This is a genomic window from Planococcus glaciei (genome assembly GCF_900099655.1).
Taxonomy (GTDB): Bacteria; Bacillota; Bacilli; order Bacillales_A; family Planococcaceae; genus Planococcus; species Planococcus glaciei.
Genome location: NZ_FNDC01000001.1, coordinates 314,629 through 337,070, shown reverse-complemented (window position 1 = coordinate 337,070; position 22,442 = coordinate 314,629). Strand labels below are relative to the sequence as shown.

The window sequence follows — 22,442 nt, the reverse complement described above, 5'->3', positions numbered from 1 at the left end:
CCTAGTTTAAATTTACTTGCTCGCCCGGATTATTTGTAATTAGTTCGGTGCCTTCCTGTCGGCTCTTCGCAACAAGGAACCCGACGAAAAAGCCGACGATGCCAGTGGCAATCCACCCTGCCCCATTTTCGAAGAGGGGGATAAAGCCGAATGCCCGGTTGATGGCATCGGGCGCAATTCCAGCTTCCTTCAAAGCATCCAATACAGCAACGATGCCGACGCCAATCATCGTGCCGATATAGACAGAACGATGTCCTTTAAATAGATTGTTGGCGAAGATCAGGACAATCAAGGCAATGGCCAGCGGATAAAGCAGCAACAGAACCGGTGAAGCCATTGTCAAAATTGTGGTTAAGCCGAAGTTGGTGATGATAAGCCCCATCAGTGCAAACACAATCAGCCACTTTTTATACGAGATGGCTGGCATTAGACGTTCGAAATATTCGGCCACTGCTGACAAACACGCGACATTAGTCGTGATGCCAGTCAGGAAAATGACTGTCCCGATAAGGAAGATGCCGATCTGGCCGAACAGTACAACTGCACTTTGCGCCAGAACTTCGCCGCCGTTTTCTTTGTAGCCAATCTGGTCGAGGCTGGTAGCGCCTAGCCACGCCATTGACACTTGCAGCAGCACAAGACCGGCGACAGTAATAAGGCCTGCTTGGATGAAGACTTTCGAAATTGTTTTCGGTGACTGAATGCCGATGGCTCCGATTGATTTGATGAAAATTCCGCCGAAAACAAAAGCGGCGAGTACGTCCATTGTATAATAGCCCTGTGTAAAGCCTTCGAGGAATGCACTGCTGGCGGAGATGTATTCGCCCATTGGCTTGCCGAAGCCGCCCATTGGAGTAATCAGTGATTTAGCAATCAGGATAACCAGCAATACACCAAAAATCGGTGTGATGATTTTCCCGAGCCGGTCGACGAATTTTGTTGTGTTCCATGACAAGATCACCGTCAAAAGAATAAACAGCACTGAAAAAACAAACAGGAACAGTGCATTGCTTGCGTTTTCAGCCATCAGCGGGAAAACAGCGATTTCATAAACGACAGAAGTTGTCCGTGGAATTACATAAATCGGTCCAAGTGTTAAAAACAGCAGGATTGAAAAGACGATGGCAAAAACCGGGTGCACGCGTGATGCCAGTTTCTCCACGGTCCCGCCGCCGCGTGTCAAAGCGATAATGGCAAGCAGCACCAGGCCGACGCCTGTCACTAAAAAACCTGCCATGGCAATCCATGTATTGGTGCCTGCCTGCTGGCCGACCATTGGCGCGAAAATGACATTTCCTGCACCTAGAAACATGGCGAAAAGCATAAATCCGATAGCGAAAATTTGGCTGAATTTAATTGATTCCATCTTAAGCTTCCCCCTTGAATGTGTAATATGGAGCGTATATTAGCCTTTTGCTGATCCTTTGCTTAAACGGCCAAGCAAGAACATGCCCATTCCCATGCCGATCATTGCATTTGTTTTTTTGTTGAAGGTTTGACGGACGACCAGATTTAAATTCTGTGGGCGTTCGGCCAAGCGGCGCATAAAATAGCCATACCAGTCGTTGCCGAACGGAACGTACGTACAGAAATTATAACCTTTTTTGGCCAGCTCCAATTGAAGATCTTTGCGGAACCCATACAGCATCTGGAATTCAAACTGGCTGTTCGGGATATTATGTTCTTTTACAAACTGCAGTACATGATTGATGACATGGTGGTCATGTGTTGCAATTGATGTGAACTTTCCGTGAAGCAGGTGGTATTCGATTAATTGGATGTAATTGGCGTCAATTTCCGCTTTTTCCTGATAGGCGAGTTCGGCTGGTTCTTTATAGGCGCCTTTGACGATGCGGAGACGATAATTCTTGTATTTTTCAAGGTCTTCTTCCGCGCGGAAGAAATAGGCTTGGATGACGGTGCCGATATTGTCGTAATCCTGGTGCAATTCTTCGAGAATATCGAATGAAGGCTGTAGATGTGAATGGTCTTCCATATCGAAATTGACAAAAATAGTGTAATCATGTGCCTTGGCGACAATATCTCGCAAATTTTCCAAGCAGAACTTGTAATCGATATCGAGGCCGAGTTGGGTCGGCTTTAAGGAAATATGGGCATCCAGCTGGTGCTGGTGAATAGCGTCAATCACTTCTAGAATCTGTTGTTTCGCCTGGAGAGCTTCTTCTTTTTCGAAAACAAACTCCCCAAGATTGTCTATCGTAGCAGAAATGCCTTCCGCATTTAATTTGCGGATGCTTTCCACCATTTCTTCAATCGTAGTGCCGGCAACGACAGATTGCGCTCCAAGTTTTAAGCCCCAGCGCTTTGCCGCTCCATTTAATGCTTTATTCTGTGACAACATCATAAAAAAATCTTTTGTTGCGTTCATTTTTATTCGCCTCCGTCTATTTTAATAGAAAACCTTCTGCAAATGGGTCGGTTACGTCCAATGAAAATTGGTGCATTCCTGTAACCCAAGCAGAACCGGTGATTTTCGGGATGATTGCTTTGTAGTCGCCAACTTGGGCATCTGCTATTATGGCTCCTTTAAATTTCGAACCGATGATGCTTTCCTGGATGATTTCTTCGTTTTTTGCAAGGGGCAATGTAGCGAGTTTCGCGCAAGTGCCTGTGCCGCAGGGGGAACGGTCCAACTGGCCGTCACCAAAGACTACGGTGTTTTTATAATGGTGATCGCCGCGTTTCAAACTGAATTCGACCAGGTCGACAGTGGAGATGTCCGGAATTTCGGGATGGGCGATGGTTAATTGTTCATTTGCTGCTTTGCGGATTGCAATGCCAAGGCGCGTAATTTGATCCTGCTCATCGATTGACAGTTCCAGTCCGAACTGTGCGGCATCCACTATGGAAAAGAAACTGCCGCCGAATGCAATGTCCATTTGAACTGGGCCAACCTCAGCCACATCAACAGATACGTTCTTTAGGAACAAGAAAGACGGGACATTGACGAACGATACTTCTTTCACACGCTCGTTTTCGTAACTGACAAAGCAAGTGACGATGCCTGAAGCCGTGTCGAGAAGCAAGCGGTCTTTCTTCTCGATGAGCCCATGGTCGATTGCAACCGTTACAGAAGCAATCGTCCCGTGCCCGCACATATTCAAGTAACCGCCGGAATCCATGAATAGAACCCCAAGGTCACATTCCGGATTGCAAGGCTTTGTCAAAATGGCGCCGAACATATTGAGGTGCCCTCGCGGTTCATGCATCAATAGTTTTCGAATGGAATCAAGGTGGGTTTGCATGTACTGCTTTTTTTGCATCATAGTATCACCCTGGATTTCAGGGATCCCATCTATAACGATGCGGGCAGCTTCTCCCATCGTATGGGCATCTATTGTTTGGATTAGTTGCTCAGAAACAATCATTTGGGTGCCTCCTCCGAATAATGAATTCGCTTACATAACTAGTAATATGCAAGAAGCGTGCCAACTTTCAAAAACCCTTTGGAATAAACATTAAAAGAATTTTCTGTTTCTCAAATGTGTACAGAGTGTTTACAAGAGTGTAAAGTGTTAATTAACAGAAGGTCTACAAGAGAGCAGGTGGCAAACATGAAAAGCGAGGCAGAAAAGAATGGCCAATATTATTTAGAGGCTTTGCTTGAAACAACATCGGAAGCAATTTCCATCGTGAATGAAGAGGGAGAAGTACAATATTGGAACGATAAAGCGGAAAGCCTGTATGGTATTTCAAAAGAAAAAATTGTTGGGGAAAAGATAAACAAATTCTTTGAGAAAGAGGACTTGAAATTACTTGAGATTTTAAAAACCCGTGAGCCGGTGTTCAATGTATATCATCAGCCGCGTCCAGACAAACATGTCCGAATCAGCTCATCGCCGATATTCAATGCGTCAGGCGCACTGGTAGGAGCGGTAGCCATTGACCAAGACATTTCTAATATTGTGCAGCTCAATGAAAAACTGTCCCTGACGACAACGGAACTTCAAAAAGTTAAGCAGCAATATAATCTAAAAGCACAGAATGGACCGCTGTCAAACATCAAAGGACAAAGTCCGGCTTTGCAGACCATTAAGAATCTGACGCTAAAAGTGGCGAAGACCAATGCTACAGTTTTAATTCAAGGAGAAAGCGGGGTCGGAAAAGAGCTGTTTGCCCAAGGCATCCATGAAGCCAGTGCCCGGAGCAATGAAGCATTCATTCCAATCAATTGCGGAGCGATCCCGGAAGCGCTGTTCGAGAGCGAATTTTTCGGTTATGAGAAAGGTTCGTTTACCGGAGCAGATAAGAACGGCAAGGCAGGGAAAGTGGAGAAGGCAAACGGCGGGACGCTATTTCTGGATGAGGTGGGCATGTTGCCGCTGGATATGCAGGTTAAACTGCTGCGTGTCCTTCAGGAACGTGAAGTATCCCGAATCGGCAGCCATTCGCCGATTAAAGTGGATATCCGGATTGTTGCTGCAACTAACAGCGATTTAGAAGAAATGGTCAGAAAGGGACAGTTCCGGGAAGATTTATATTATCGTTTGAACGTCGTTACGCTGAAAATTCCGCCGCTGCGCGAAAGAGTAGAAGACATTCCGGTGCTGATGGAAAACTTTCTCCATGAATTTACCTTTAATCACCATAAAGAGCCACCTGTCATTTCAGAAAAGGCCATTGAGCTTTGCGTGAACTATGATTGGCCGGGGAATATCCGTGAGTTGCGGAATGTGGTAGAACGAATGGTCATCCTTATTGATGGCCCCTCCATCAAGCCGGAAGATCTCCGATATATCATGCCTCGAATTTCAGAAGAGACAAAGCAAGGTGGATTGGCACAAGAGAAAAATCAATTGGAAAAAGAGCGCATTGCACAAGCATTGCTTGAAACTTATGGAAACAAAAGTGCGGCTGCAAAGCTGCTTGGAATTTCCCGCGTCAGCTTATACAAGAAAATCAGCCAGTACGGAATTAACTGAATCTAAGAAGGAAACCCTGATTTTAAAGAAGACAGCACAGAACGAAGATGCGCCATAATTTCGACAAATTCAAGAGTTCAGAGACTACTTGTCTAGGTTATAATATTAGTAACAACTCAATAGACTTTTGACTTTATGTCGAAGGGGAGTAGCTGTAGGGAAACCTATTTCACAGTCGTCATTACATGGTTCGTAGCCATCGGCTGTGATAGCAGATAATTTTGCTTAGCGAGACCTTTGCCTTTTATTAGGCAGGGGTCTTTTTTGTTGGCAAAATTAAAGGAGGATAAGAGATGGAAGCAATTTTATTGGAGTATTTATGGGTGTTGCTGGTCCTGGTCGCATTGGAAGGCTTGCTCGCTGCCGATAATGCGGTAGTTATGGCAGTTATGGTGAAGCACTTGCCGAAAGAGCAGCAAAAAAGGGCGTTGTTTTACGGGTTGATGGGGGCATTTGTGTTCCGCTTTGCAGCGCTGTTCATGATTACCTTGTTGGTGGATGTATGGCAGATCCAGGCGCTCGGAGCCGCGTATCTATTGTTTATCGCATTCAAGCACATTTACGATCAGCGGAAAGGGAAAGAGCATTCCCTCGAGCCGGAATCGACAAAAGGGTCCGGCTTCTGGATGACGGTATTGAAAGTCGAGCTGGCGGATATCGCCTTTGCGATCGATTCGATGCTGGCAGCAGTCGCGCTGGCGATTACGTTGCCGCATTTGGGCGATTTTGAAATCGGTGGGATCAACGGCGGCCAGTTCGCTGTCATGCTTGCCGGCGGATTGGTCGGCATCATCATCATGCGTTTTGCCGCCCACAAATTCGTCAAGCTCCTGGCAAACTACCCGCAACTGGAAACCACCGCTTTTGTCATTGTCGGTTGGGTGGGCGTCAAGCTGACCGTCCTCACCTTAGGTCACGAAAAGCTCGGGATTCTGCCGTATGACTTTGCCCATTCGACAGAATGGAAGCTCATTTTCTGGGGCGTCCTGCTTGGAATCGTCGCAGTCGGCGCATTAATCAGTGTGAAGAAAAATAAAGAAAAGGCGGCGTAACGGCGCAGTCCATAAAAAACGAAAGCCCGCGGATCCATTTCAGATCCGCCGGCTTTTTTGTGTAAGGGCCGTTTACTGCCTGCCGGTTTTCATCAGTTTGACGAGTTCATCCAGCCGGACGGCAATGTAAATCAAAACCATTGCTCCGACTCCGGCCCAAATGGAATCGTGGAATAAACCCAATAGGACTCCTATTGCAATATACATTAACAAATTTGTGTTTATCAAAAAGGCACCTCTTTCATAACTGTTTTTAGTGTATAGCTTGAAACGAATATTTATTGGATTTTCATACAAATACTTACAATTTAATCATAGCATAATTCGCTTCATTAAAAGGGCGGCCGAAAAATCATTCGAATTCTTTGGCGTTAATTGCTACGATTGACTGAAGGCAGTTTGCCAACAGAAAGGAGGAGCAAGAACCATGGTGTATACTGTTTTCTTATTCATCCTCGCCGGATTGGCCGAAATCGGCGGCGGTTATTTGATATGGCTGTGGCTCCGGGAAGGAAGGCCTTTGTTTTGGGGGATTTTCGGCGGAATCGCACTCGCCATGTACGGAGTGATTGCGACGTTGCAGTCGTTCTCGTCATTCGGGCGGGTCTATGCAGCTTACGGCGGCGTGTTCATCATCCTTTCCGTTTTATGGGGATGGGGAGTCGACCGGAAAACACCTGATTTGTACGACTGGGTCGGCGCAGGCATTTGCCTGGTCGGGGTATCAGTTATGCTTTGGGCACCGCGCGGATGACACATACATAATGGGCTTGAAAGAGTTGTCTCCTTTTACGGGCCGGTTCTCTATATACAGTTAAAGAGGATTGTCTGTATAAGGAGAGGATCGCCATGGCCAAAGAGGTTTACCTGAGAAAAATCATTCACAACACCCACGGAGAATTGTACCAATTTCTCCAACTGGACCCGGCAAGCGGCGAAGAACGGGCGGTGTCCCCATTTGAAGCGGGGATGTTCAGGGAACCGGAGCAGGAACCGGAACTGCTGTATATCCAGTCAAAGCGCGGGGCGGACGCCGTCGGCTACTGCAAAGGGCAGTGCTTCGTCGTTAAACAGGGATCGAAATTCGCTGCCACGACTTCACCGAAATGCCCGAAGAAATACGTCCGGTCCCGGGAGAAACTGGTGCTCGAAAAGCGGCTCATTCCGTTTCAAAATCAGCTGCTGGTGATGGAAGACATCGAATTCGATTCGCCGCAGGCGGCCATGGGGGCCGCAATCGGCGGCTGGGTGAGAGGTGCGCATGACTGGAAAGAAAAGCCGGGCACTTAACTGCTGGACGGATCGGATCCGGTCTAGGGATGGTTGTGAAAAGATTATAAAAATAAATGAAAAGAGGGCTTCTTAGAATTTATTCGGGAGAGCCCTCTTTTTCTGTGCAATTTTACATCGGCCATTGTAAGGTTAATGGTAGAAGGACTAAAAAATACATACGGACAAAAGGAGAGGAAGCAAGTGACACAGGAAATGAAGACAAACTCTGTGAAACAGCGGCTGCTCGACATGCTCGAAAGCCGAAAAGATGAAATGATCGAGATCCGCCGCCATCTGCATCAGCATCCGGAGCTGTCGTTCCAGGAAGAGAAAACCGCCGCGTTCATCGCGGATTTCTACAAAGGAAAAGACGTCGACGTACAGACGCATGTTGGAAACGGCTACGGCGTCATTGTCACCATTCAAGGCGGAAAGCCCGGCAAAACAATCGGGCTGCGGGCGGACTTCGATGCGCTGCCGATCTTTGAGGAAGCAGACGTGCCTTTCAAGTCGCAGAACGAAGGCGTCATGCATGCCTGCGGCCACGACGGCCATACCGCTTACCTGCTGGTTCTCGCCGACTGCCTGATCGGGATGAAAGAGGAATTGTCCGGAACCGTCAAAATCATCCACCAGCACGCGGAAGAAACGCCGCCGGGCGGAGCGAAAAGCATTGTCGAATCCGGCATACTGGATGACCTCGACTATGTCTTCGGCACGCATCTGTTTCCAAGCCACCCAGCCGGCACGGTCGGCTACCGCAGCGGCTATGCCATGGCGGGGCGCACGTATTTCAAATTGCGCATCCAAGGAAAAGGTGGCCACGGTTCGACGCCGCACCAGGCGAACGATCCGATCGTCGCAGGCGCTCATTTTATCACGGCCATCCAGACCGTTGTCAGCCGCCGCTTGAACCCTTTCGAAATGGGCGTTGTCACCATCGGTTCGTTCGACGCGAAAGGGTCCTTCAATATCATCAAGGACAGCATCGAAATTGAAGGCGACGTGCGCTACATGAACGACAAGACGCAGGAAATTATTGCCCGGGAAATAGAGCGCATCACGAGAGGGATTGAGCTGGAGTTCGGCGTTGAATGCAGCCTGACCTATACACCGGACTATCCGCCGCTTTGCAACGATGCGGAAGTCACTGCAAACGTAGTATCCATCCTGCAAAATGCAGATGACCCGGCGATCCAAGAAGTCACGGAGTTTCCGGTCTTCTCCGGATCCGAGGACTTTTCGTATTACCTGGAAAAAACGCCGGGCATTTTCTTCTATATCGGCTGCATGCCGAAAGGAAGAGACGAAATCTACCACAATCACCACCCGAAATTCGACATCGATGAAGACGCATTGCTGGTGGCCGCCAAAGCGGTTGCCCATGTCGTCTGCAGCTACAGCGAAATTGAATAACGGAACAGAAAAACAGCCGCCCTGTAAAAAGGCGGCTGTTTTCTATTGGTTATAGAATTTTACTGTTGCACAGTTTTGGTATTTGGAGCGGCTTTGCCTTTGAGGCGTTCCGGCGCTTCCATGTCGTTCATGATGGTTTCGCCTTCCACATCGATGTTCGGCACGATTCGGTCAAGCCATTTCGGCATGTACCAGGCGGCTTTGCCCATCAAGAGCATAACAGCCGGCACAATCATCATGCGGACGATGAAGGCATCAAACAGCACACCGAATGCCAGCGCAAGTCCCATGACTTTCACCATCGGGTCCGGCGCCATCATGAAGCCGGTAAAGACGGCGATCATGATGAGTCCGGCAGCGGTCACCACACCACCGCTGTCGCGGAGTCCGGCAAGCACCGCTTTTCGGGCGTCGCCGGAATGCGTGAATTCTTCGCGCATCCGGCTGACGAGGAACATTTCGTAGTCCATCGCCAGGCCGAACAGGATGCCGACCACGATGATCGGAAGGAAGTTCAGGACAGGCCCAGAAGTGGAGAAGCCGAACAGTTCATAGAAATTGCCGTCCTGGATGACCCATGTGACAAATCCTAAAGTCGCACCAAGAGACAGGACGAACCCGAGCACCGCTTTCAGCGGCACCAGGATGGAGCGGAATACGACGACTAAGAGGACGAACGCCAGCCCGATGATCAGCGCCGCAAATACCGGCAGTGCATCGGCCAGTTTATCCGAAGTGTCGATATTGACGGCGGTCAAACCGGTGACGAATAAATCCATGCCTTCGTAGTCGGCGCCGCGGAGTTCATTGACGAGCTCTTTGGTTTCGGCATCATTCGGGCCGGTCACCGGATTCAAGGTGATGACGGCCATGTCGCCCGTTTCTTTCGGGATGACGTTTGAGATATAGGCCACGTGGTCCATCGCTGTGATGTCCGCTTGCAGCGTTTCCAGCTGGCTCAGAACTTCGCCGCCTTCTTCCGCTTTTGCGACAACGACAAGGGAAGCGTGGTAGCCTTCGCCGTAAGCTTCTTTCAGAAGATCGTAGGCTTGGCGTTCATCGGTGTCTTCGCCGTAGAAGCCGTCATCCGGCAATCCGAGTTCCATGTGGAAAAACGGGATGGAAATGACGCCGAGAATGACCATGCCGGCAAGAGCAACCACCAACGGGAATTTCCCGACGAGGCGCGCCCAGCCGTTCATGAGCTTGCCGGAAAGTTTGATGCGGTCGGTGAACCGTTCACTGACCGTTTTCTTGCGCCCGGCAGGCGGGGCCATTTTATCGCCGAACAGGTAAATGACAGCCGGTACGACGGTCACCGCAATGACGATGGCCAAAAATACGCCGACTGCAGCCGTGTAGCCCATCATCGACAGGAACGGAATTTGCGGTACAGACAAACCGAGCAGCGCGATAACAACGGTCAAGCCGGCAAACACGACGGCGCTTCCGGCAGTGCCGTTGGCAATCGCGACAGCTTGTTTGATGGAATAGCCTTTTTCATATTCCTGGCGGAAACGCGACAGGATAAACAAGGCATAGTCGATGCCCACCGCCAGCCCGAGCATCGCAGCAAGCGACAGGCAGACGGTTGAAATGGACGTGAAGTTCGTCGCGAATACGACGCCGAGCAGCCCGATTCCGAGGCCGACTCCGGCAGTAATAATCGGCATGCCTGCGACAAGCAGGGAACCGAATGTGAAAAACAGGATCAGGAAGGCAGCCAGTACGCCAAGCACTTCCGTTGCCATTTCCATTTTAAAGGGATGCACTTCCACATCACCCGACAGTTCCGTCTGGATGCCGGCGTCTTCCGTGATTTGGGCCGCTTCTTTAACATGGGCGATCGATTTCTCGGAAACCTCCGCTGCGACCGTGTCGTACATGACCATTGAGTAGGCGATGGTCTGGTCTTTGTTGTAGTTCATCAGCATGTCGGGCGTATAGACCGCTTCGACTGCCTTGTCTTCCTGGACGCGCTGGACAACTTCGTTCAGTTTCTCCGCAACGTCCGGGTCCATCAAGGTTTTTCCTTCAGGCGCCTTGTGGACAAGCAGGATTTGGCCGCCGGCATTGCCGACTTCAGGGAATTCCTCTTTCATCATTTCGATCGTATCCTGCGAAGACGTGCCGGGAATCGACAAATCTTCATCAAATTCAAACCCGTAGCCGAGCACAAGCCCACCCATCACGAGCAGCAGGATGAGTGCCGCTGCAATCACCGCTTTCGCGTGGTTCATGGACCACTGCCCTAATTTATATAAATATTTAGCCATAATAAACCCCTTCCAATTTTCCAAGCACTACCTATATTAATATAAAACGGAAGTGAAGTGCACGTCTTCGTGGTGCACCCTTTCAATTTTTCAGATGGAGCGGACACATAATCTTCAATTTTGGCAGCCAAGGGAAACGACCTGTCAAAGCGGCGGTCCGCACGTCAAGAAGGCAGTCAGGTTTACCGGCAGGAAATCGGCTTGCCGGAGACGAATGCTACTAAAAACGCTGTGCCAAGAAAGGGGATTTTATATGTTTGCGACTGTACAAGACCTGGTAGCCAACTACACGGAAGCAGTGTACGAAGGGGATGCCGAAAAGTTTTTGTCCGCCTATGCACCGGATGTCTGCATATTCGATTGCTTTGAGCAATGGGAATACACAGGGATCGAAGCGTGGAGGGCTTTCGTAACGGAATGGTTCAGCGGAATGGAGCAGGAAGGGGCGAAGCTGCGCGCCGAAGTGGAGAGCCAAGGGGCCAAGGAATACGGAGACTCCGCCCATGTGCATTGCATCATCAGCTTTGCGGCACTTGATCAATCGGGCAAGCAATTGCGTAAAACGAAGAACCGCTTTACGTTTGTGCTGGAAAAAGTGGACGGTTCCTGGCGCATCGTTCATGAACATTCCTCCGTGCCGGTCCACATGGAAGACGGCCGCGCCATTTTCGGGTAACAAGGGAAGGCAGCGCTCTGCAAGGGATTTTCACAACTCCTTGCTGCTAATAAAGTATGTGGTAATACTATTGCTCTTGTTTCTGTCCCTGCATCGCTACGCCAGCTTCGGGACATGAAAAACCGTTGCATCGCTGCACTAGCTTCGTCGCAAAGGAGTTGTCCCAAATTACTTTTGGGACAACTCCTTTTTGCTTGGAAGCTTATACTTTTTTAGTGGAGGCCGGCTCCAGAGCAATCTGGTGCTGCAGGTCGTTCAAGGTCCCAAGCGGATGCGGATTGAGCTGGAAATGGCTGATGGCGTTGCCGATCACTTGCGCCTGTTTGTTGAGTTCCGGGTCGTACAAGTCGATGGAATGTATGGAGATTTCGGAGTCCGACACTTCGACGACGCGCACGGCCTGTTCATCGAGCACGGCGGCAATCTGCATAAAGCTCCACTGGTCCCGTTCCACAATCGAATTGAAATGGTTATGGCCGTTGACGTACAGGCCGCGCCCTTGTTTTTGGCTCAACACGGTCCATACCGGAATGTCGGGATGGATGCAGAGCTTGCCCTGACTGGAGTTGGTTGTCGTGCCGTGGACGGGATGGTGGGCGAAGACGATCAGCGGCAAATCTCCGCTTCTTTCGACAACGTCATCGAACCAGTCAAGCTGCTCGGGGTCGATGGTGCCTCCCCAGTCCTTGGTGTCCTGCTCTTTTGCGGTGTCGAGAAAAGCGAGAGTGGCTGCATCAGTCGTAATCGCCTGGTAGCGCTGCTGCTTCGTGACCATCAGCACGTCGCGTCGCTTCATGCCGTAGACGTCGTGATTTCCGAGTACCTGGACAAACGGTTTTTGGTGCTGGTCGATCAAGGCATAGACTTCCTCCAGTTCCTCTTTCAGCCCGTAATTCGTCAAGTCGCCAATGGATACATACAAGTCTGCTTGGATGGAAAAAAAGCGTTCCAGAAACGTTTCGTAAAACGCGTTGCGCTCTTCTTCTGTCAACAGGTAGCCTTCTTCGAGTGCCGGATAATGCAAATCGCCGATAACTGCAATTTTCAAAGTCTCCATCTCCTCTCATTCGCTTACGTCATCCAGTATTGCAGACGATTGCTAAGCTGCTTTAAAGAAGGTGTTAAACTTTGTAAACTTTCGGGGCATTCCTATGCTTAAAGGGGTTTGGGCTTTTTGGAAGGGCTTGATTTTAGCGGCCTTCCACCGCTCGATAGTTGTTGCTGTTCCTCGGAATCAACTTTCTTTATACTGAGTGGAACTGGATAAAGGTTTATGGCAATCCACATTCAAGGAGGGATCGCATGGAACAATATTGGCAAACGGCTTCAGCGTCATTGAACAACCTTACCGTAACGTCACACCCGGACAACGAGCCGGTCACTATACAAGGGATAGCGAGGGATATGCGCTGCATCGGCGTCGGAACCGATGCGGCGGTGTTCCAGTCGCTCACCGAGCCCGGTTATGCATTCAAGCTTTACGCAGATGGCAAGCAGGACAAACTCGAAGCAGAGGCGGAAGTGTACAAGCGGCTGGGGGAGTCCCCGTTTTTCTCTCGGTGCTTCGGCGCCACGGACCGGCTGCTGGTCTTGAAATACGAAGAAGGCCCGACACTTTTTGACTGCCTGCTGCAGGGCATTCCGGTTCCGGACCAGGTGATTGCCGATGTGGAAGCGGCCCGCGAGTTTGTCCGCGCACAAGGGATGAATCCGCGCGACATCCATTTGAAAAACATCCTCCTGCAAAACGGGCGCGCAAAACTTCTCGACGTCTCGGAATACATCAAGCCCGGCAACGATTTCCGTTGGGAGCATTTGAAAAAAGCGTACACCGAATATTACGGGCTGATCAAAGGCACCCCGATGCCGTTCTGGCTGCTCGATACGATCCGGAAATGGTACCATCACTGGAACAATTATTCTTCGTCGATTGACGAGTTTATGGAGATTGTCTCCAGACAGCTGAATTTCCGGAAGTGACAAATCCGGCCGGAATCATGTAAAACCCCCTTTTCCGTTTAAAACTCAAAACGGAAAAGGGGGTTTTATGGTTACCGCATATTAATGGAATCCATTTTTTTATTGATCAAGGAGGCGAAAGTTTCAGCAGCCAGCGGTTTGCTGAAGAAATAGCCCTGGATTTCGTCGCATTTCAGCGCTTTTAGGGAGGCGAGCTGTTCAGGCGTTTCCACACCTTCTGCAATGACAGACAATTCGAGGCTATGGGCCATCGAAACAATCGCTTCGACCAGTGCTTTGTCTTTTGGATTGTCCACCATATCCTGGATAAATGGCCGGGCGATTTTCAGGCTGTTAATCGGGAATTTCTTCAAATAGACCAAGGATGAATAGCCGGTGCCGAAATCATCGAGCGCGATCCGCACACCCATATTCCGCAAGGCCTGCATACGGGCAATCGTTTTTTCTGCATCATAGACAGCGACGCTTTCTGTGATTTCCAGTTCCAATGACGAAGCGTCAAAGCCGGTCGCCTCGAGCACATCTTGGACGGTGTCCATCAATTCGTCATGCATAAATTGAAGAGGCGACAAGTTGACGGCAAGCTTTAAATGGGTATGGCCTGCGTCATGCCATTTTTTCGCCTGCATACAGGAATGGTGCAGCACCCATTTTCCAATCGGGATGATCAGGCGAGTGTCTTCTGCCAGCGGGATGAATTCGGCTGGCGAAATGATCGTCCCGTCAGGTGCCTGCCAGCGGATCAAGGTTTCCATTCCGACGATTTTCCCGGTGGCCGCTTCTACTTGCGGCTGGTAATGCAGGATAAATTCCTCGTTGTCGAGCGCTTCCCGCAAATCGTTTTCCAGCTGGATTTTATGGAACATGGTCGACTGCATTTCATCGGAGAAAAACTGGTAATTGTTCTTGCCGTTTTCTTTTGCGTGGTACATGGCGATATCTGCGTGTTTCATCAATTCCTCGGTCGTTTTTCCGTCCTGCGGATAAACGGCAATGCCGATGCTCATGGACACATGCAATTCCTGTCCGTTGACAACCACAGGTTTCTCGAGAATAGACTGGATTCTTTTGACAAGCGGCACAATGTCTTCGGTGGCTTTGATGTCATTCAGGATGATGGTGAATTCGTCGCCGCCTTGCCGCGACACGGTATCGATTTGGCGCAGGTTCTCAGCCATCTTTTTGGAAAAACCCTGCAGCAGCAAGTCGCCGAATTCGTGTCCAAACGTATCATTGATGTTTTTAAAGCGGTCCAAGTCGACAAAGACGACAGCGAGTTGATGTGAATGGCGTTCGGCTGAAGCAATCGCAGCATTCAATTTGCTTAAAAACAGTCTCCGGTTCGGCAATCCGCTCAGCGCGTCGTGGTAAGCCATGTGCTCCATTTTCTGCACCGCTACCGCCAATTGTTCGTTCTTCGTGCTGAGTTCGGTCGTCCGCTGCTCGATTTTTTCTTCCAGGATGGCAGTCAAATCATGATACTGGGCCAATAATTTCTGATTCTCGAGCATGGTGAAAACTTGTCTTAAGATAATCAGGGCGACAGACATACCCGCTCCGACAATCAAGCCGTTCATGGGTCCGTCTTTTTCAAAGACCATGACGATAAACAGCAGCACGAGGCTAAAATAGGGAAATAACATTCGCAGCGAAACGCCTTCGTCGTTGGCTGGCACAGTGCCAGCGGCCAAGCTCGGCGCATCCGTTTCTTTTCTTTGTTCCTGCAGCGCGTATATGCCGGCAAGAGCCGTCAGCAAAAGTCCCACTGTCCATAGCGGATCGAAAAGAGTTCCCGAAACATAGCTGTCGGATTTGGTGGAATAATAAAGATACGCCGTGTCGGCGAAAATCTGGACGCCTGCGCTGGCACAAATAAGCGCCAAAACAGGGCGGGGGAACAGAATGTCTGCGCGCATATAAAAGCTGATGGCGCAGAATAAGAGCAGCAAATCTCCGACCGGATAACCGATCGATGTAGCGAGCAGCGCGGGAGAAAGCGAACCTTCGGAAAATGCGTACTGAATGACATAATGCCAGCTGATTGCCGTAAAAACAGCCATGATGATGCACATATCGAACAGAAATTTAATCTGATTGGTGTTTTTTTTCTTCTGCCACAGCTGCTGGAGAAAAGCGGCGATGAAAAAAAGAATCTGGAGAAAATAGAAAAGGTCTGCCCATCCTGGGTAAGGCACTTCGCTTTTCGGAATCACTGAATAATAGATCCGGATGCCTTCTGCAATGGCGTAGCTGAGGCAGCCCAGCGCAAAAAGAAGCCAGAAATACTTTCTTGGGCCTTGCTTCTTCCGGTAAACGAGATAAAGCGTCAGCGTGGCAACCAATGAAGCCGAAAACGGGATAGTGTAAGTTCCCGCTGTCTGGACGGTTTCCGTAAAGCCGCCATAAAAAAGCCATATGTAATAGACGGTTATGTGAAAGATTAAATAGGAAACAAACAGTTTGTGGGGTTCAGGCTGTAAAATGGTCTTCACCTCATTCAGATTAAGGGCATTCTCCGGATGGAAGAATTGGCAATAAGCTTATTGTAAGTTGACTGATAATTAAAATATATAATATAAAAGTACTTTTTTGATAAAAAGAAATTCTCTTTCATTCATTATAAAATTTAAAAGAAAATAAAGAAACACTATTATTACAGATTCTAACATTTTTTTGTAAATTTATTCCCACCCTCTTGGATGGTAGGAATTTAGGGGACAGCTTAAAAAAGAGAGCATTTTACTTACTTTCATGCCGAGGGCGAGATATACTGAATTCAAGATATTTTTTAATGCATGTATCAAGGAAGGATGGAAGACATGGAGAAATACCGCATCAATCAGCAGAATGGCCTAGAATTCGGGCTGTACACATTAGGGGACCACATTCCAGATCCGCAAACAGGGGAACGAATTTCGGCCGGCGAACGCATCCGCCAGATTATCGAGCTGGCCAAACTGGCGGAAGAGGCAGGGCTCGACTTTTTCAGCGTCGGTGAAAGCCACCAGGACTATTTTGCGACGCAGGCCCATACCGCAGTACTCGCTGCGATTGCCCAGGCGACCGAAAAAATCAAGATTTCGAGTTCATCGACCATCATCAGCACGTCCGATCCGGTGCGCGTCTTTGAAGATTTTGCCACCATCGATCTGATTTCAGAAGGGCGGGCGGAAATAGTCGCCGGCCGCGCATCGCGCATCGGACTGTTTGAACTGCTTGGCTACGACGTCCGGGATTATGAAGAGCTGTATGAAGAGAAATTTGCCTTGCTGCTTCAGATCAATGAACAGGAAGTGGTCAATTGGAGCGGTGAATTCCGGGCACCGCTCCGCAACGCCCGCATCATCCCGCGTCCACAGAACGGCTCATTGCCGATTTGGCGTGCGGTCGGAGGGCATCCGGCAAGCGCCATTAAAGCAGGGCACGCAGGAGTTCCGATGATGCTTGCCACACTTGGCGGGCCAGCGGAAAGCTTTAAGTACACGGTGGACGCTTACCGGGAAGCCGCGGCCGAAAGCGGCTTCGATCCGGCTGAGCTGCCGGTGGCGACGGCCGGATTTTTCCATGCGGCCGAAACGACGCAGCAGGCATTTGATGAAATGCATCCGCATATCGACAAAGGCATGATGCTGACAAACGGCCGGGGCTATCCAAAGCCGCATTTCTACCAGGGGGCGCATCCACATGATGTGATGAACATCGGCAGCCCGCAGCAAATCATCGAAAAAATCCTGTATCAGCACGAAGTGTTCGACCACCAGCGCTATATTGCCCAAATGGACTTCGGCGGTGTGCCGTTCGACCGCTTGCTGCGGAATATTGAATTGATCGGCAATGAAATTTTGCCGGCAGTGAAAAAATACACAGCAAAAAGCTGAAAATGAGAAAACGGACAGCCTTAAAGAGGATGTCCGTTTTTTAGTTGGCCGGATTGTCCCGCAGACTTTAGGAAATGGCTTCGATTTCTGTCGGCTGGTATTTCACCAGCTTCATATCAAAGCCTTCTGTTGAGACGATTTCCAGCTTTGTATAAAGAAGATCGATGGTCTTGTGAAGGGCGGCCAGCGAGTTTTCGGAAATATTGAACCGGCCGAACATTTGGCTGTACGATCCGTTCGGTTTGACTTCATCGCCCACTTTACGGTTGATGACCGCGTTCAATATGCCGGGCATTGCCAGGATTTCCTCAAGCCCTTTGATTTCGGCGATGGTTCCATGATTCAGCAGGATCGGCAAATTGCATGAAGGATACGGCATATAGCTGTTGTCATATTTCGAGATGTCGTATTTGGCAATGTCTTCGCCGACGGCATAGTCGAGCATCATTTCGAGCAGGTTGACGCCTGTTTGCTTTTCAACAATCGTATAGTGCTGGGAACCGCTGATCCGGAAGCCCATTTCGTAAATATAAAATTCCTCATTTTCATATAAAGCCTGAATCAGCAGAACGCCGTTGTTGATATTCATGGCGCGGATCATCTCCCGCACTTGCGGGTCCACTTTTTCCAGGTAAAGTTCTTTATGGCGGGACGGAAAAGCGACGGCGATCGGCAGCGGCGGATGTTCCTTTGCCTGCTTGTGCACGTGGCGGTCTGTTACAGCGGACAAGTACACTTCTCCGTTTTGGACCGTATAATACATCATCGTTCCGTAAGGCGTGTCGATAAACGGTTCGATGATGGCTGTTTGAGATTTGGAATAATCAAGGGCTTTTTGATAGCCGGCCTTCAGTTCTTCCGGGCTGTAGCACACGGTAATGCCTTGGCTCGCATAGCTGTCAACCGGTTTGGCGATGACCGGGTACTTCAAGGCGGCAAGATCTGCCTCATTCAAGTCTGCACCGATTTCATATTCGCCGATGACCGGTACGTTGAATTGGCGGCAAAATGCCTTGAACTGATCTTTGTTCGAACAGATTTCCAACTGTTCTTTCGTTGCGTAATAGCGCATTCCCAATTTTTCGCACAATGCCAAAGCGTTCCACGTATTCAAGTCGTCAAAACCATTGAACACGCCGTCAATCCCTTCCGACTGTGCAATTTCCGCTAAGCGGTCCATATCCGAGGTGCTGACATCGTAAGATCGATCGGCGTATGCTTTCGCAGGGGAGCCGGGTGCCTTGTCCGTCACGATGGTGTAGAACCCCATTCTTTTTGCGGTTTCTACGACGTCAATCATATGCGAGATTCCACTAAGAATTAATATTTTTTTGGCGGCCGTCTTTTTCATTTTTTTACCTCCAGTGAATGTTGGAATGAAGAATCTTTAGGGCATGAATCGACAAGGGAAGGAAAGAACAAAATCGATTTTTTTATTAGGCAGAAAGAAATGGTTAATTTCGCATACTTAATACAAAAATAGCAAGACAAATAGCATAAGTCAATATAATTATCTGAATTTTACGATATATGAATAAATAGCATGGAATATACAATAAAGTGAAAAAGCCGGTCCATTTATTGGACCGGCTTTTTAAGAGATGTTTTTGAAAAACCTTAAAAACTCCGCGCCAGTTTCCTCCGGCGCTTCTTCCGCCAGGTAATGGCCGCAATCGAGACTTCGCCCCTGGACGTCTTCGGCCCAGCTGCGCCACACATCCAGTACATCGTACCAGTTCGGCAAAGAACCTTTTTCGCCCCACAGTACAAGAGTGGGGCAGGCGATCTTTCGTGTTCCCTGGTCCAAGTCGTCGATTTCGCAGTCAATCGTAGCGGCCGCGCGGTAATCTTCGCACATCGCATGGATGGTGCCGGGCAGATGGATGGCCCGCCAGTATTCCGCGAGCGCTTCCGGGTGGAACAAATGCCGGGTGCCCTGGAAATAGAAATTGTCCGGATTCTGGCCGATGACGCGTTCCGGAAAGTCAAAAGGCTGGGCCAGGAAAAACCAATGCCAGTAGCCCATGGCGAAATCTTTGTCAGCGCGCCGGAACGTTTCGCCGGTCGGGATGATGTCCAGCACGGCCAGTTTTTCAACAATTTCCGGAAAATCGAGTGCCAGCCGGTAAGCACAGCGCGCCCCGCGGTCATGTCCGGCAACCGAGAAACGGTCGAATCCGAGCTCTTTCATGACTGCGACCTGGTCTTTTGCCATTGCCCGTTTCGAATAAGTGGAATGGTCTTCGGCCGATTCCGGCTTGGAGCTGTCGCCGTAGCCCCGGAGGTCCGGCATCACGACGGTGAAATCCTTGGCCAGCCGCGGCGCAATCAAATGCCACATCGCATGCGTCTGTGGATGTCCGTGAAGCAGCAACAGCGGCGGCCCTTCGCCGCCGAAGCGGAGATTGATCTGTGCGCCGCCCGTGTCTATCGTGGTCTGGCGGAAATTTTCAAACAGCATGAAACCCACTCCTTTTTGGTTTTACTTAGTTGTTTCCCTTAAAAACCACTTTCAATCCGTTTGTCCGGAGCCATATTGACAAGGAGAGAAAATCGGCTTATAGTTCAATCAATTTAAAAACGGAAGGCGGAGAAGCGAGATGAAACTGTACAAGGAATTGGCAGAATGGTGGCCGCTGATGTCTCCCCATACGGAATACGAAGAAGAAGCGGGGCTGTATCTGGAAATAATCCGGCGCCACCATCCCGGCGTCCGGACGGCGGTGGAATTCGGCAGCGGCGGAGGCAGCAATGCCTATTACTTCAAGGAGCATTTTTCCATGGTGCTGACCGATTTATCGCCGGACATGCTCCAAATCAGCCGGAAACTGAACCCGGACTGTGAGCATATCCAAGGAGATATGAGGAGCCTGGACCTTAATTCGCAGTTCGACCTCGTTTTTATCCACGACGCCATCATGTATTTGACGACGGCTGCGGATTTATTGGCCGTCATGCACAACGCAAAAAAGCATTTAAACGAAAACGGGATGCTGCTTATTGTGGCGGACCAGTTCAAAGAAACATTCCGGCCCCAAACGGACCACGGCGGCAGCGATCTGGGAAAGAAAGGCATGCGCTACCTGGAATGGACGTATGACAGCGACCCGGATGACCATGTAACGGAAACCGAATACGTCTATGTGATGCGGGATGAAGAAGGCAATGTGTTCCGGGAATTCGACCGGACCGAATCCGGCTTGTTTTCCATGGCGGAGTGGGAAAGGCTGCTTGCAGAAGCCGGGTTCAAAGCGCATTTCGAACGGGTGGAATACACTTCCATTGAAGGGGACTACTTTGCCATTGCAGCGATTCAAGCGTAAAAGGCAACAAAAAAAGCAGCCACAAGGGCTGCTTTTTGAATGAATTATAAACGGTCGCGATCCGTACGGTTTGTAGCATCAGTACGGTTTTTGTTAAGTTGTCCGTCTTCATCGATATCCGCTTCTTCACGGCGAACGGTTTCGCGCACAGTTTCTGTATCCTGTACTTTGCGTTTGCCGACGACGATTTCTTCAGAAACGACGTCTTTTTTCGTTACTTCCACACGCTCTTCAGAAAGCGGTACATGGATGGTGTCGTTTTCTTGATAAGCATCAGTCAACCCGCCTTCAGTTGCAGAAACTTCCTCATTTACCGGACGGCGTTCAATGTACACTTCTTCGCGTTCCACTGGAACTTCGATGGACTGCTCGCTTTCAACAACGTGTTTGCCGACGTTCACTTCACCGGTTTGCACGCGGTCTTTATTTACATTCAATCGCTCTTCGTGAAGGCGAAGCGTTTCTTCATCCGTGTCGCCTGTCCGGCCGAATGTGCTGTCTGTTGAATCGAAGTTCGCGCCTGTTGTTCTGCTCGAATCGAAATCTGCATCCGTTGTTCTGCCTGAATTGAATGGCGTATCTGTTGCGGTTCCGGCAATTGCTGAATCGCGTCCTGCACGGTCGCTGTAGCTGTTATAAGAATCGCCGTATTCTTTGTCTACGTATAATAAGATTTTGCCGTTTTCCACCTGGTGGTAATATGCATCACGGTCCGCAGGGTCTAATCCCATGTTGTCAAATGCGCTGCGCGTGTTGTCATCTCCAGATAAGAAGTTCACGAATTTGCCCATGAATCCTTCTTCTTCGTGATGGCCGGTAGAACCTTGTGTATCCAGGTTGACATCTGTTTGTCTCCGGATCATATTCAATTGGTCGTTGTCGCGGGCGATGACATAAATGTCGTCCTCGCTGTACCCTTGAGTTTTCAATTCGTTCACTTGGCTTAATACTTCTGCCTGTACATCGTATACACCTATAAGTTTGTTACCTCTTTTTTCCATTTCGAATTCCTCCTTGTAGTTGATGAATCCCTTTTAAAAAGCAAGGTAATGTTTATGTACCCCGTCTTTAAATGGCTAAACATCTTCTCAAAATAGACAAATTTGAAACAGGGCATTAGGTTTGTGAAGCAATAATTGAAGGAAGTATAATGATAAGGCTGCTATATGGAAGAAAAATTTTTCTTCTGGTTTATTTTTCACTTTTTTGCGGAGAAATGAGCAATAAAAAAAGATTGAGGGTTTATCTCAAGAAAAAATAAGGAATAGAAAAATAATTTGATAGAAAAGTCTGAAAATTTTAAGATTATCTATTATAATAAACTACACCAATCGAAAGGGAGGCTATAAAAATGGAAGTGATCAAAGGGTCAAGCATGATGATTAAAACGGCGCGCACTCTTATTGAAGACGGATGGTCTTTCGTTCAGGATGAGTTTGATGTCATCATAAGCGCAGAAAATAAGCTTACCGGAGAAGCCGTCTCTTTCCCATCCATCGGCAATTTGAAAAGATGGCTTTACGAAAAAGCGTTGAGCTATTAACAGCCCATAGGGAATAAAGGAACACCGCAATAAAGCCGGCCGGCTCATAGTTGGCCGGCTTTATTTTTTTGTTCAAAACCGCT

The 22,442-nt window shown here is 49.1% G+C and carries 20 protein-coding genes; 10 read left to right on the top strand and 10 right to left on the bottom strand.

Features of this window, described 5'->3' with window-relative positions; translation table 11 throughout:
• Position 1: 1 nt before the first annotated feature.
• Genes brnQ through BLQ32_RS01650 form a run of 3 tightly spaced genes read right to left on the bottom strand, consistent with a single transcriptional unit; the run spans position 2 to position 3,389 of the window.
• Positions 2–1,366 (bottom strand): branched-chain amino acid transport system II carrier protein, encoded by a 1,365-nt coding sequence (gene brnQ, locus BLQ32_RS01660; RefSeq protein ID WP_074508840.1) that lies wholly within the window; start codon positions 1,364–1,366, stop codon positions 2–4.
• A 39-nt stretch (positions 1,367–1,405) separates the two neighbouring features.
• The gene (locus BLQ32_RS01655) at positions 1,406–2,389 is read right to left on the bottom strand and encodes a proline dehydrogenase family protein (protein WP_074508839.1); all 984 of its coding nucleotides are present in this window, start codon (positions 2,387–2,389) and stop codon (positions 1,406–1,408) included.
• Positions 2,390–2,405: 16 nt separating this feature from the next.
• Positions 2,406–3,389 carry a proline racemase family protein gene (locus BLQ32_RS01650; RefSeq protein WP_036811778.1) on the bottom strand — a complete coding sequence of 328 codons (984 nt, stop codon included), beginning with the start codon at positions 3,387–3,389 and terminating at the stop codon, positions 2,406–2,408.
• A 186-nt stretch (positions 3,390–3,575) separates the two neighbouring features.
• Here BLQ32_RS01650 and BLQ32_RS01645 point away from each other — a divergent pair, with 186 nt between their 5' ends.
• Both BLQ32_RS01645 and BLQ32_RS01640 read left to right on the top strand, forming a co-directional pair.
• Positions 3,576–4,943, top strand: a complete 1,368-nt coding sequence (locus tag BLQ32_RS01645) for a sigma-54 interaction domain-containing protein (RefSeq protein WP_074508838.1) — start codon at positions 3,576–3,578, stop codon at positions 4,941–4,943.
• Positions 4,944–5,236: 293 nt separating this feature from the next.
• Entirely contained in the window at positions 5,237–5,995 is a 759-nt protein-coding gene (locus BLQ32_RS01640; protein WP_074508837.1) for a TerC family protein, read from the top strand.
• Positions 5,996–6,067: 72 nt separating this feature from the next.
• On the opposite strand, the gene BLQ32_RS19755 is transcribed toward BLQ32_RS01640, so the two are convergent.
• The gene (locus tag BLQ32_RS19755) at positions 6,068–6,223 is read right to left on the bottom strand and encodes a hypothetical protein (protein ID WP_175557045.1); all 156 of its coding nucleotides are present in this window, start codon (positions 6,221–6,223) and stop codon (positions 6,068–6,070) included.
• A gap of 199 nt (positions 6,224–6,422) precedes the next feature.
• On the opposite strand from BLQ32_RS19755, the gene BLQ32_RS01635 reads away from it, so the two are divergent.
• From BLQ32_RS01635 to BLQ32_RS01625, 3 genes are all read left to right on the top strand, one after another.
• Positions 6,423–6,749 (top strand): YnfA family protein, encoded by a 327-nt coding sequence (locus BLQ32_RS01635; protein WP_074508836.1) that lies wholly within the window; start codon positions 6,423–6,425, stop codon positions 6,747–6,749.
• Positions 6,750–6,844: 95 nt separating this feature from the next.
• On the top strand, positions 6,845–7,285 hold the full coding sequence (locus BLQ32_RS01630; RefSeq protein ID WP_074508835.1) for a DUF4357 domain-containing protein: 441 nt from the start codon (positions 6,845–6,847) through the stop codon (positions 7,283–7,285).
• Positions 7,286–7,495: 210 nt separating this feature from the next.
• The gene (locus BLQ32_RS01625; protein WP_053165376.1) at positions 7,496–8,683 is read left to right on the top strand and encodes a M20 family metallopeptidase; all 1,188 of its coding nucleotides are present in this window, start codon (positions 7,496–7,498) and stop codon (positions 8,681–8,683) included.
• A gap of 59 nt (positions 8,684–8,742) precedes the next feature.
• Here the strand turns inward: BLQ32_RS01625 and BLQ32_RS01620 are convergent, their stop codons facing one another.
• Positions 8,743–10,959 carry an MMPL family transporter gene (locus tag BLQ32_RS01620; protein WP_074508834.1) on the bottom strand — a complete coding sequence of 739 codons (2,217 nt, stop codon included), beginning with the start codon at positions 10,957–10,959 and terminating at the stop codon, positions 8,743–8,745.
• 253 nt (positions 10,960–11,212) lie between these two features.
• Here BLQ32_RS01620 and BLQ32_RS01615 point away from each other — a divergent pair, with 253 nt between their 5' ends.
• On the top strand, positions 11,213–11,635 hold the full coding sequence (locus tag BLQ32_RS01615) for a YybH family protein (RefSeq protein WP_074508833.1): 423 nt from the start codon (positions 11,213–11,215) through the stop codon (positions 11,633–11,635).
• A 202-nt stretch (positions 11,636–11,837) separates the two neighbouring features.
• On the opposite strand, the gene BLQ32_RS01610 is transcribed toward BLQ32_RS01615, so the two are convergent.
• On the bottom strand, positions 11,838–12,683 hold the full coding sequence (locus BLQ32_RS01610) for a metallophosphoesterase family protein (protein WP_074508832.1): 846 nt from the start codon (positions 12,681–12,683) through the stop codon (positions 11,838–11,840).
• 254 nt (positions 12,684–12,937) lie between these two features.
• Here BLQ32_RS01610 and BLQ32_RS01605 point away from each other — a divergent pair, with 254 nt between their 5' ends.
• Positions 12,938–13,615, top strand: a complete 678-nt coding sequence (locus BLQ32_RS01605; RefSeq protein WP_074508831.1) for a protein kinase family protein — start codon at positions 12,938–12,940, stop codon at positions 13,613–13,615.
• A gap of 71 nt (positions 13,616–13,686) precedes the next feature.
• Here BLQ32_RS01605 and BLQ32_RS01600 read toward each other — a convergent pair whose 3' ends face one another.
• Entirely contained in the window at positions 13,687–16,107 is a 2,421-nt protein-coding gene (locus BLQ32_RS01600; protein WP_244890300.1) for a DUF4084 domain-containing protein, read from the bottom strand.
• A gap of 327 nt (positions 16,108–16,434) precedes the next feature.
• On the opposite strand from BLQ32_RS01600, the gene BLQ32_RS01595 reads away from it, so the two are divergent.
• Entirely contained in the window at positions 16,435–17,493 is a 1,059-nt protein-coding gene (locus BLQ32_RS01595; protein ID WP_074509092.1) for an LLM class flavin-dependent oxidoreductase, read from the top strand.
• 67 nt (positions 17,494–17,560) lie between these two features.
• On the opposite strand, the gene BLQ32_RS01590 is transcribed toward BLQ32_RS01595, so the two are convergent.
• Together BLQ32_RS01590 and BLQ32_RS01585 are read right to left on the bottom strand one after the other, a co-directional pair.
• On the bottom strand, positions 17,561–18,844 hold the full coding sequence (locus BLQ32_RS01590) for an ATP-binding protein (protein ID WP_074508830.1): 1,284 nt from the start codon (positions 18,842–18,844) through the stop codon (positions 17,561–17,563).
• Positions 18,845–19,087: 243 nt separating this feature from the next.
• On the bottom strand, positions 19,088–19,954 hold the full coding sequence (locus tag BLQ32_RS01585; RefSeq protein ID WP_074508829.1) for an alpha/beta fold hydrolase: 867 nt from the start codon (positions 19,952–19,954) through the stop codon (positions 19,088–19,090).
• A gap of 139 nt (positions 19,955–20,093) precedes the next feature.
• On the opposite strand from BLQ32_RS01585, the gene BLQ32_RS01580 reads away from it, so the two are divergent.
• Positions 20,094–20,816, top strand: a complete 723-nt coding sequence (locus BLQ32_RS01580; protein WP_074508828.1) for a class I SAM-dependent methyltransferase — start codon at positions 20,094–20,096, stop codon at positions 20,814–20,816.
• A 44-nt stretch (positions 20,817–20,860) separates the two neighbouring features.
• Here BLQ32_RS01580 and BLQ32_RS01575 read toward each other — a convergent pair whose 3' ends face one another.
• Entirely contained in the window at positions 20,861–21,817 is a 957-nt protein-coding gene (locus tag BLQ32_RS01575; RefSeq protein WP_074508827.1) for a YsnF/AvaK domain-containing protein, read from the bottom strand.
• A 350-nt stretch (positions 21,818–22,167) separates the two neighbouring features.
• Between BLQ32_RS01575 and BLQ32_RS01570 the strand changes: the two genes are divergently transcribed.
• Complete coding sequence (locus tag BLQ32_RS01570) at positions 22,168–22,359, top strand: hypothetical protein (RefSeq protein ID WP_036811823.1); 192 nt, start codon at positions 22,168–22,170, stop codon at positions 22,357–22,359.
• The last annotated feature ends 83 nt before the right edge of the window (positions 22,360–22,442 follow it).

Coding starts and splice junctions, on each gene's coding strand:
- brnQ (WP_074508840.1), bottom strand. CDS start 1,366: ATGGAATCAATTAAATTCAGCCAAATTTTCGCTATCGGATTTATGCTT.
- BLQ32_RS01655 (WP_074508839.1), bottom strand. CDS start 2,389: ATGAACGCAACAAAAGATTTTTTTATGATGTTGTCACAGAATAAAGCA.
- BLQ32_RS01650 (WP_036811778.1), bottom strand. CDS start 3,389: ATGATTGTTTCTGAGCAACTAATCCAAACAATAGATGCCCATACGATG.
- BLQ32_RS01645 (WP_074508838.1), top strand. CDS start 3,576: ATGAAAAGCGAGGCAGAAAAGAATGGCCAATATTATTTAGAGGCTTTG.
- BLQ32_RS01640 (WP_074508837.1), top strand. CDS start 5,237: ATGGAAGCAATTTTATTGGAGTATTTATGGGTGTTGCTGGTCCTGGTC.
- BLQ32_RS01635 (WP_074508836.1), top strand. CDS start 6,423: ATGGTGTATACTGTTTTCTTATTCATCCTCGCCGGATTGGCCGAAATC.
- BLQ32_RS01630 (WP_074508835.1), top strand. CDS start 6,845: ATGGCCAAAGAGGTTTACCTGAGAAAAATCATTCACAACACCCACGGA.
- BLQ32_RS01620 (WP_074508834.1), bottom strand. CDS start 10,959: ATGGCTAAATATTTATATAAATTAGGGCAGTGGTCCATGAACCACGCG.
- BLQ32_RS01615 (WP_074508833.1), top strand. CDS start 11,213: ATGTTTGCGACTGTACAAGACCTGGTAGCCAACTACACGGAAGCAGTG.
- BLQ32_RS01605 (WP_074508831.1), top strand. CDS start 12,938: ATGGAACAATATTGGCAAACGGCTTCAGCGTCATTGAACAACCTTACC.
- BLQ32_RS01595 (WP_074509092.1), top strand. CDS start 16,435: ATGGAGAAATACCGCATCAATCAGCAGAATGGCCTAGAATTCGGGCTG.
- BLQ32_RS01590 (WP_074508830.1), bottom strand. CDS start 18,844: ATGAAAAAGACGGCCGCCAAAAAAATATTAATTCTTAGTGGAATCTCG.
- BLQ32_RS01585 (WP_074508829.1), bottom strand. CDS start 19,954: ATGCTGTTTGAAAATTTCCGCCAGACCACGATAGACACGGGCGGCGCA.
- BLQ32_RS01580 (WP_074508828.1), top strand. CDS start 20,094: ATGAAACTGTACAAGGAATTGGCAGAATGGTGGCCGCTGATGTCTCCC.
- BLQ32_RS01575 (WP_074508827.1), bottom strand. CDS start 21,817: ATGGAAAAAAGAGGTAACAAACTTATAGGTGTATACGATGTACAGGCA.
- BLQ32_RS01570 (WP_036811823.1), top strand. CDS start 22,168: ATGGAAGTGATCAAAGGGTCAAGCATGATGATTAAAACGGCGCGCACT.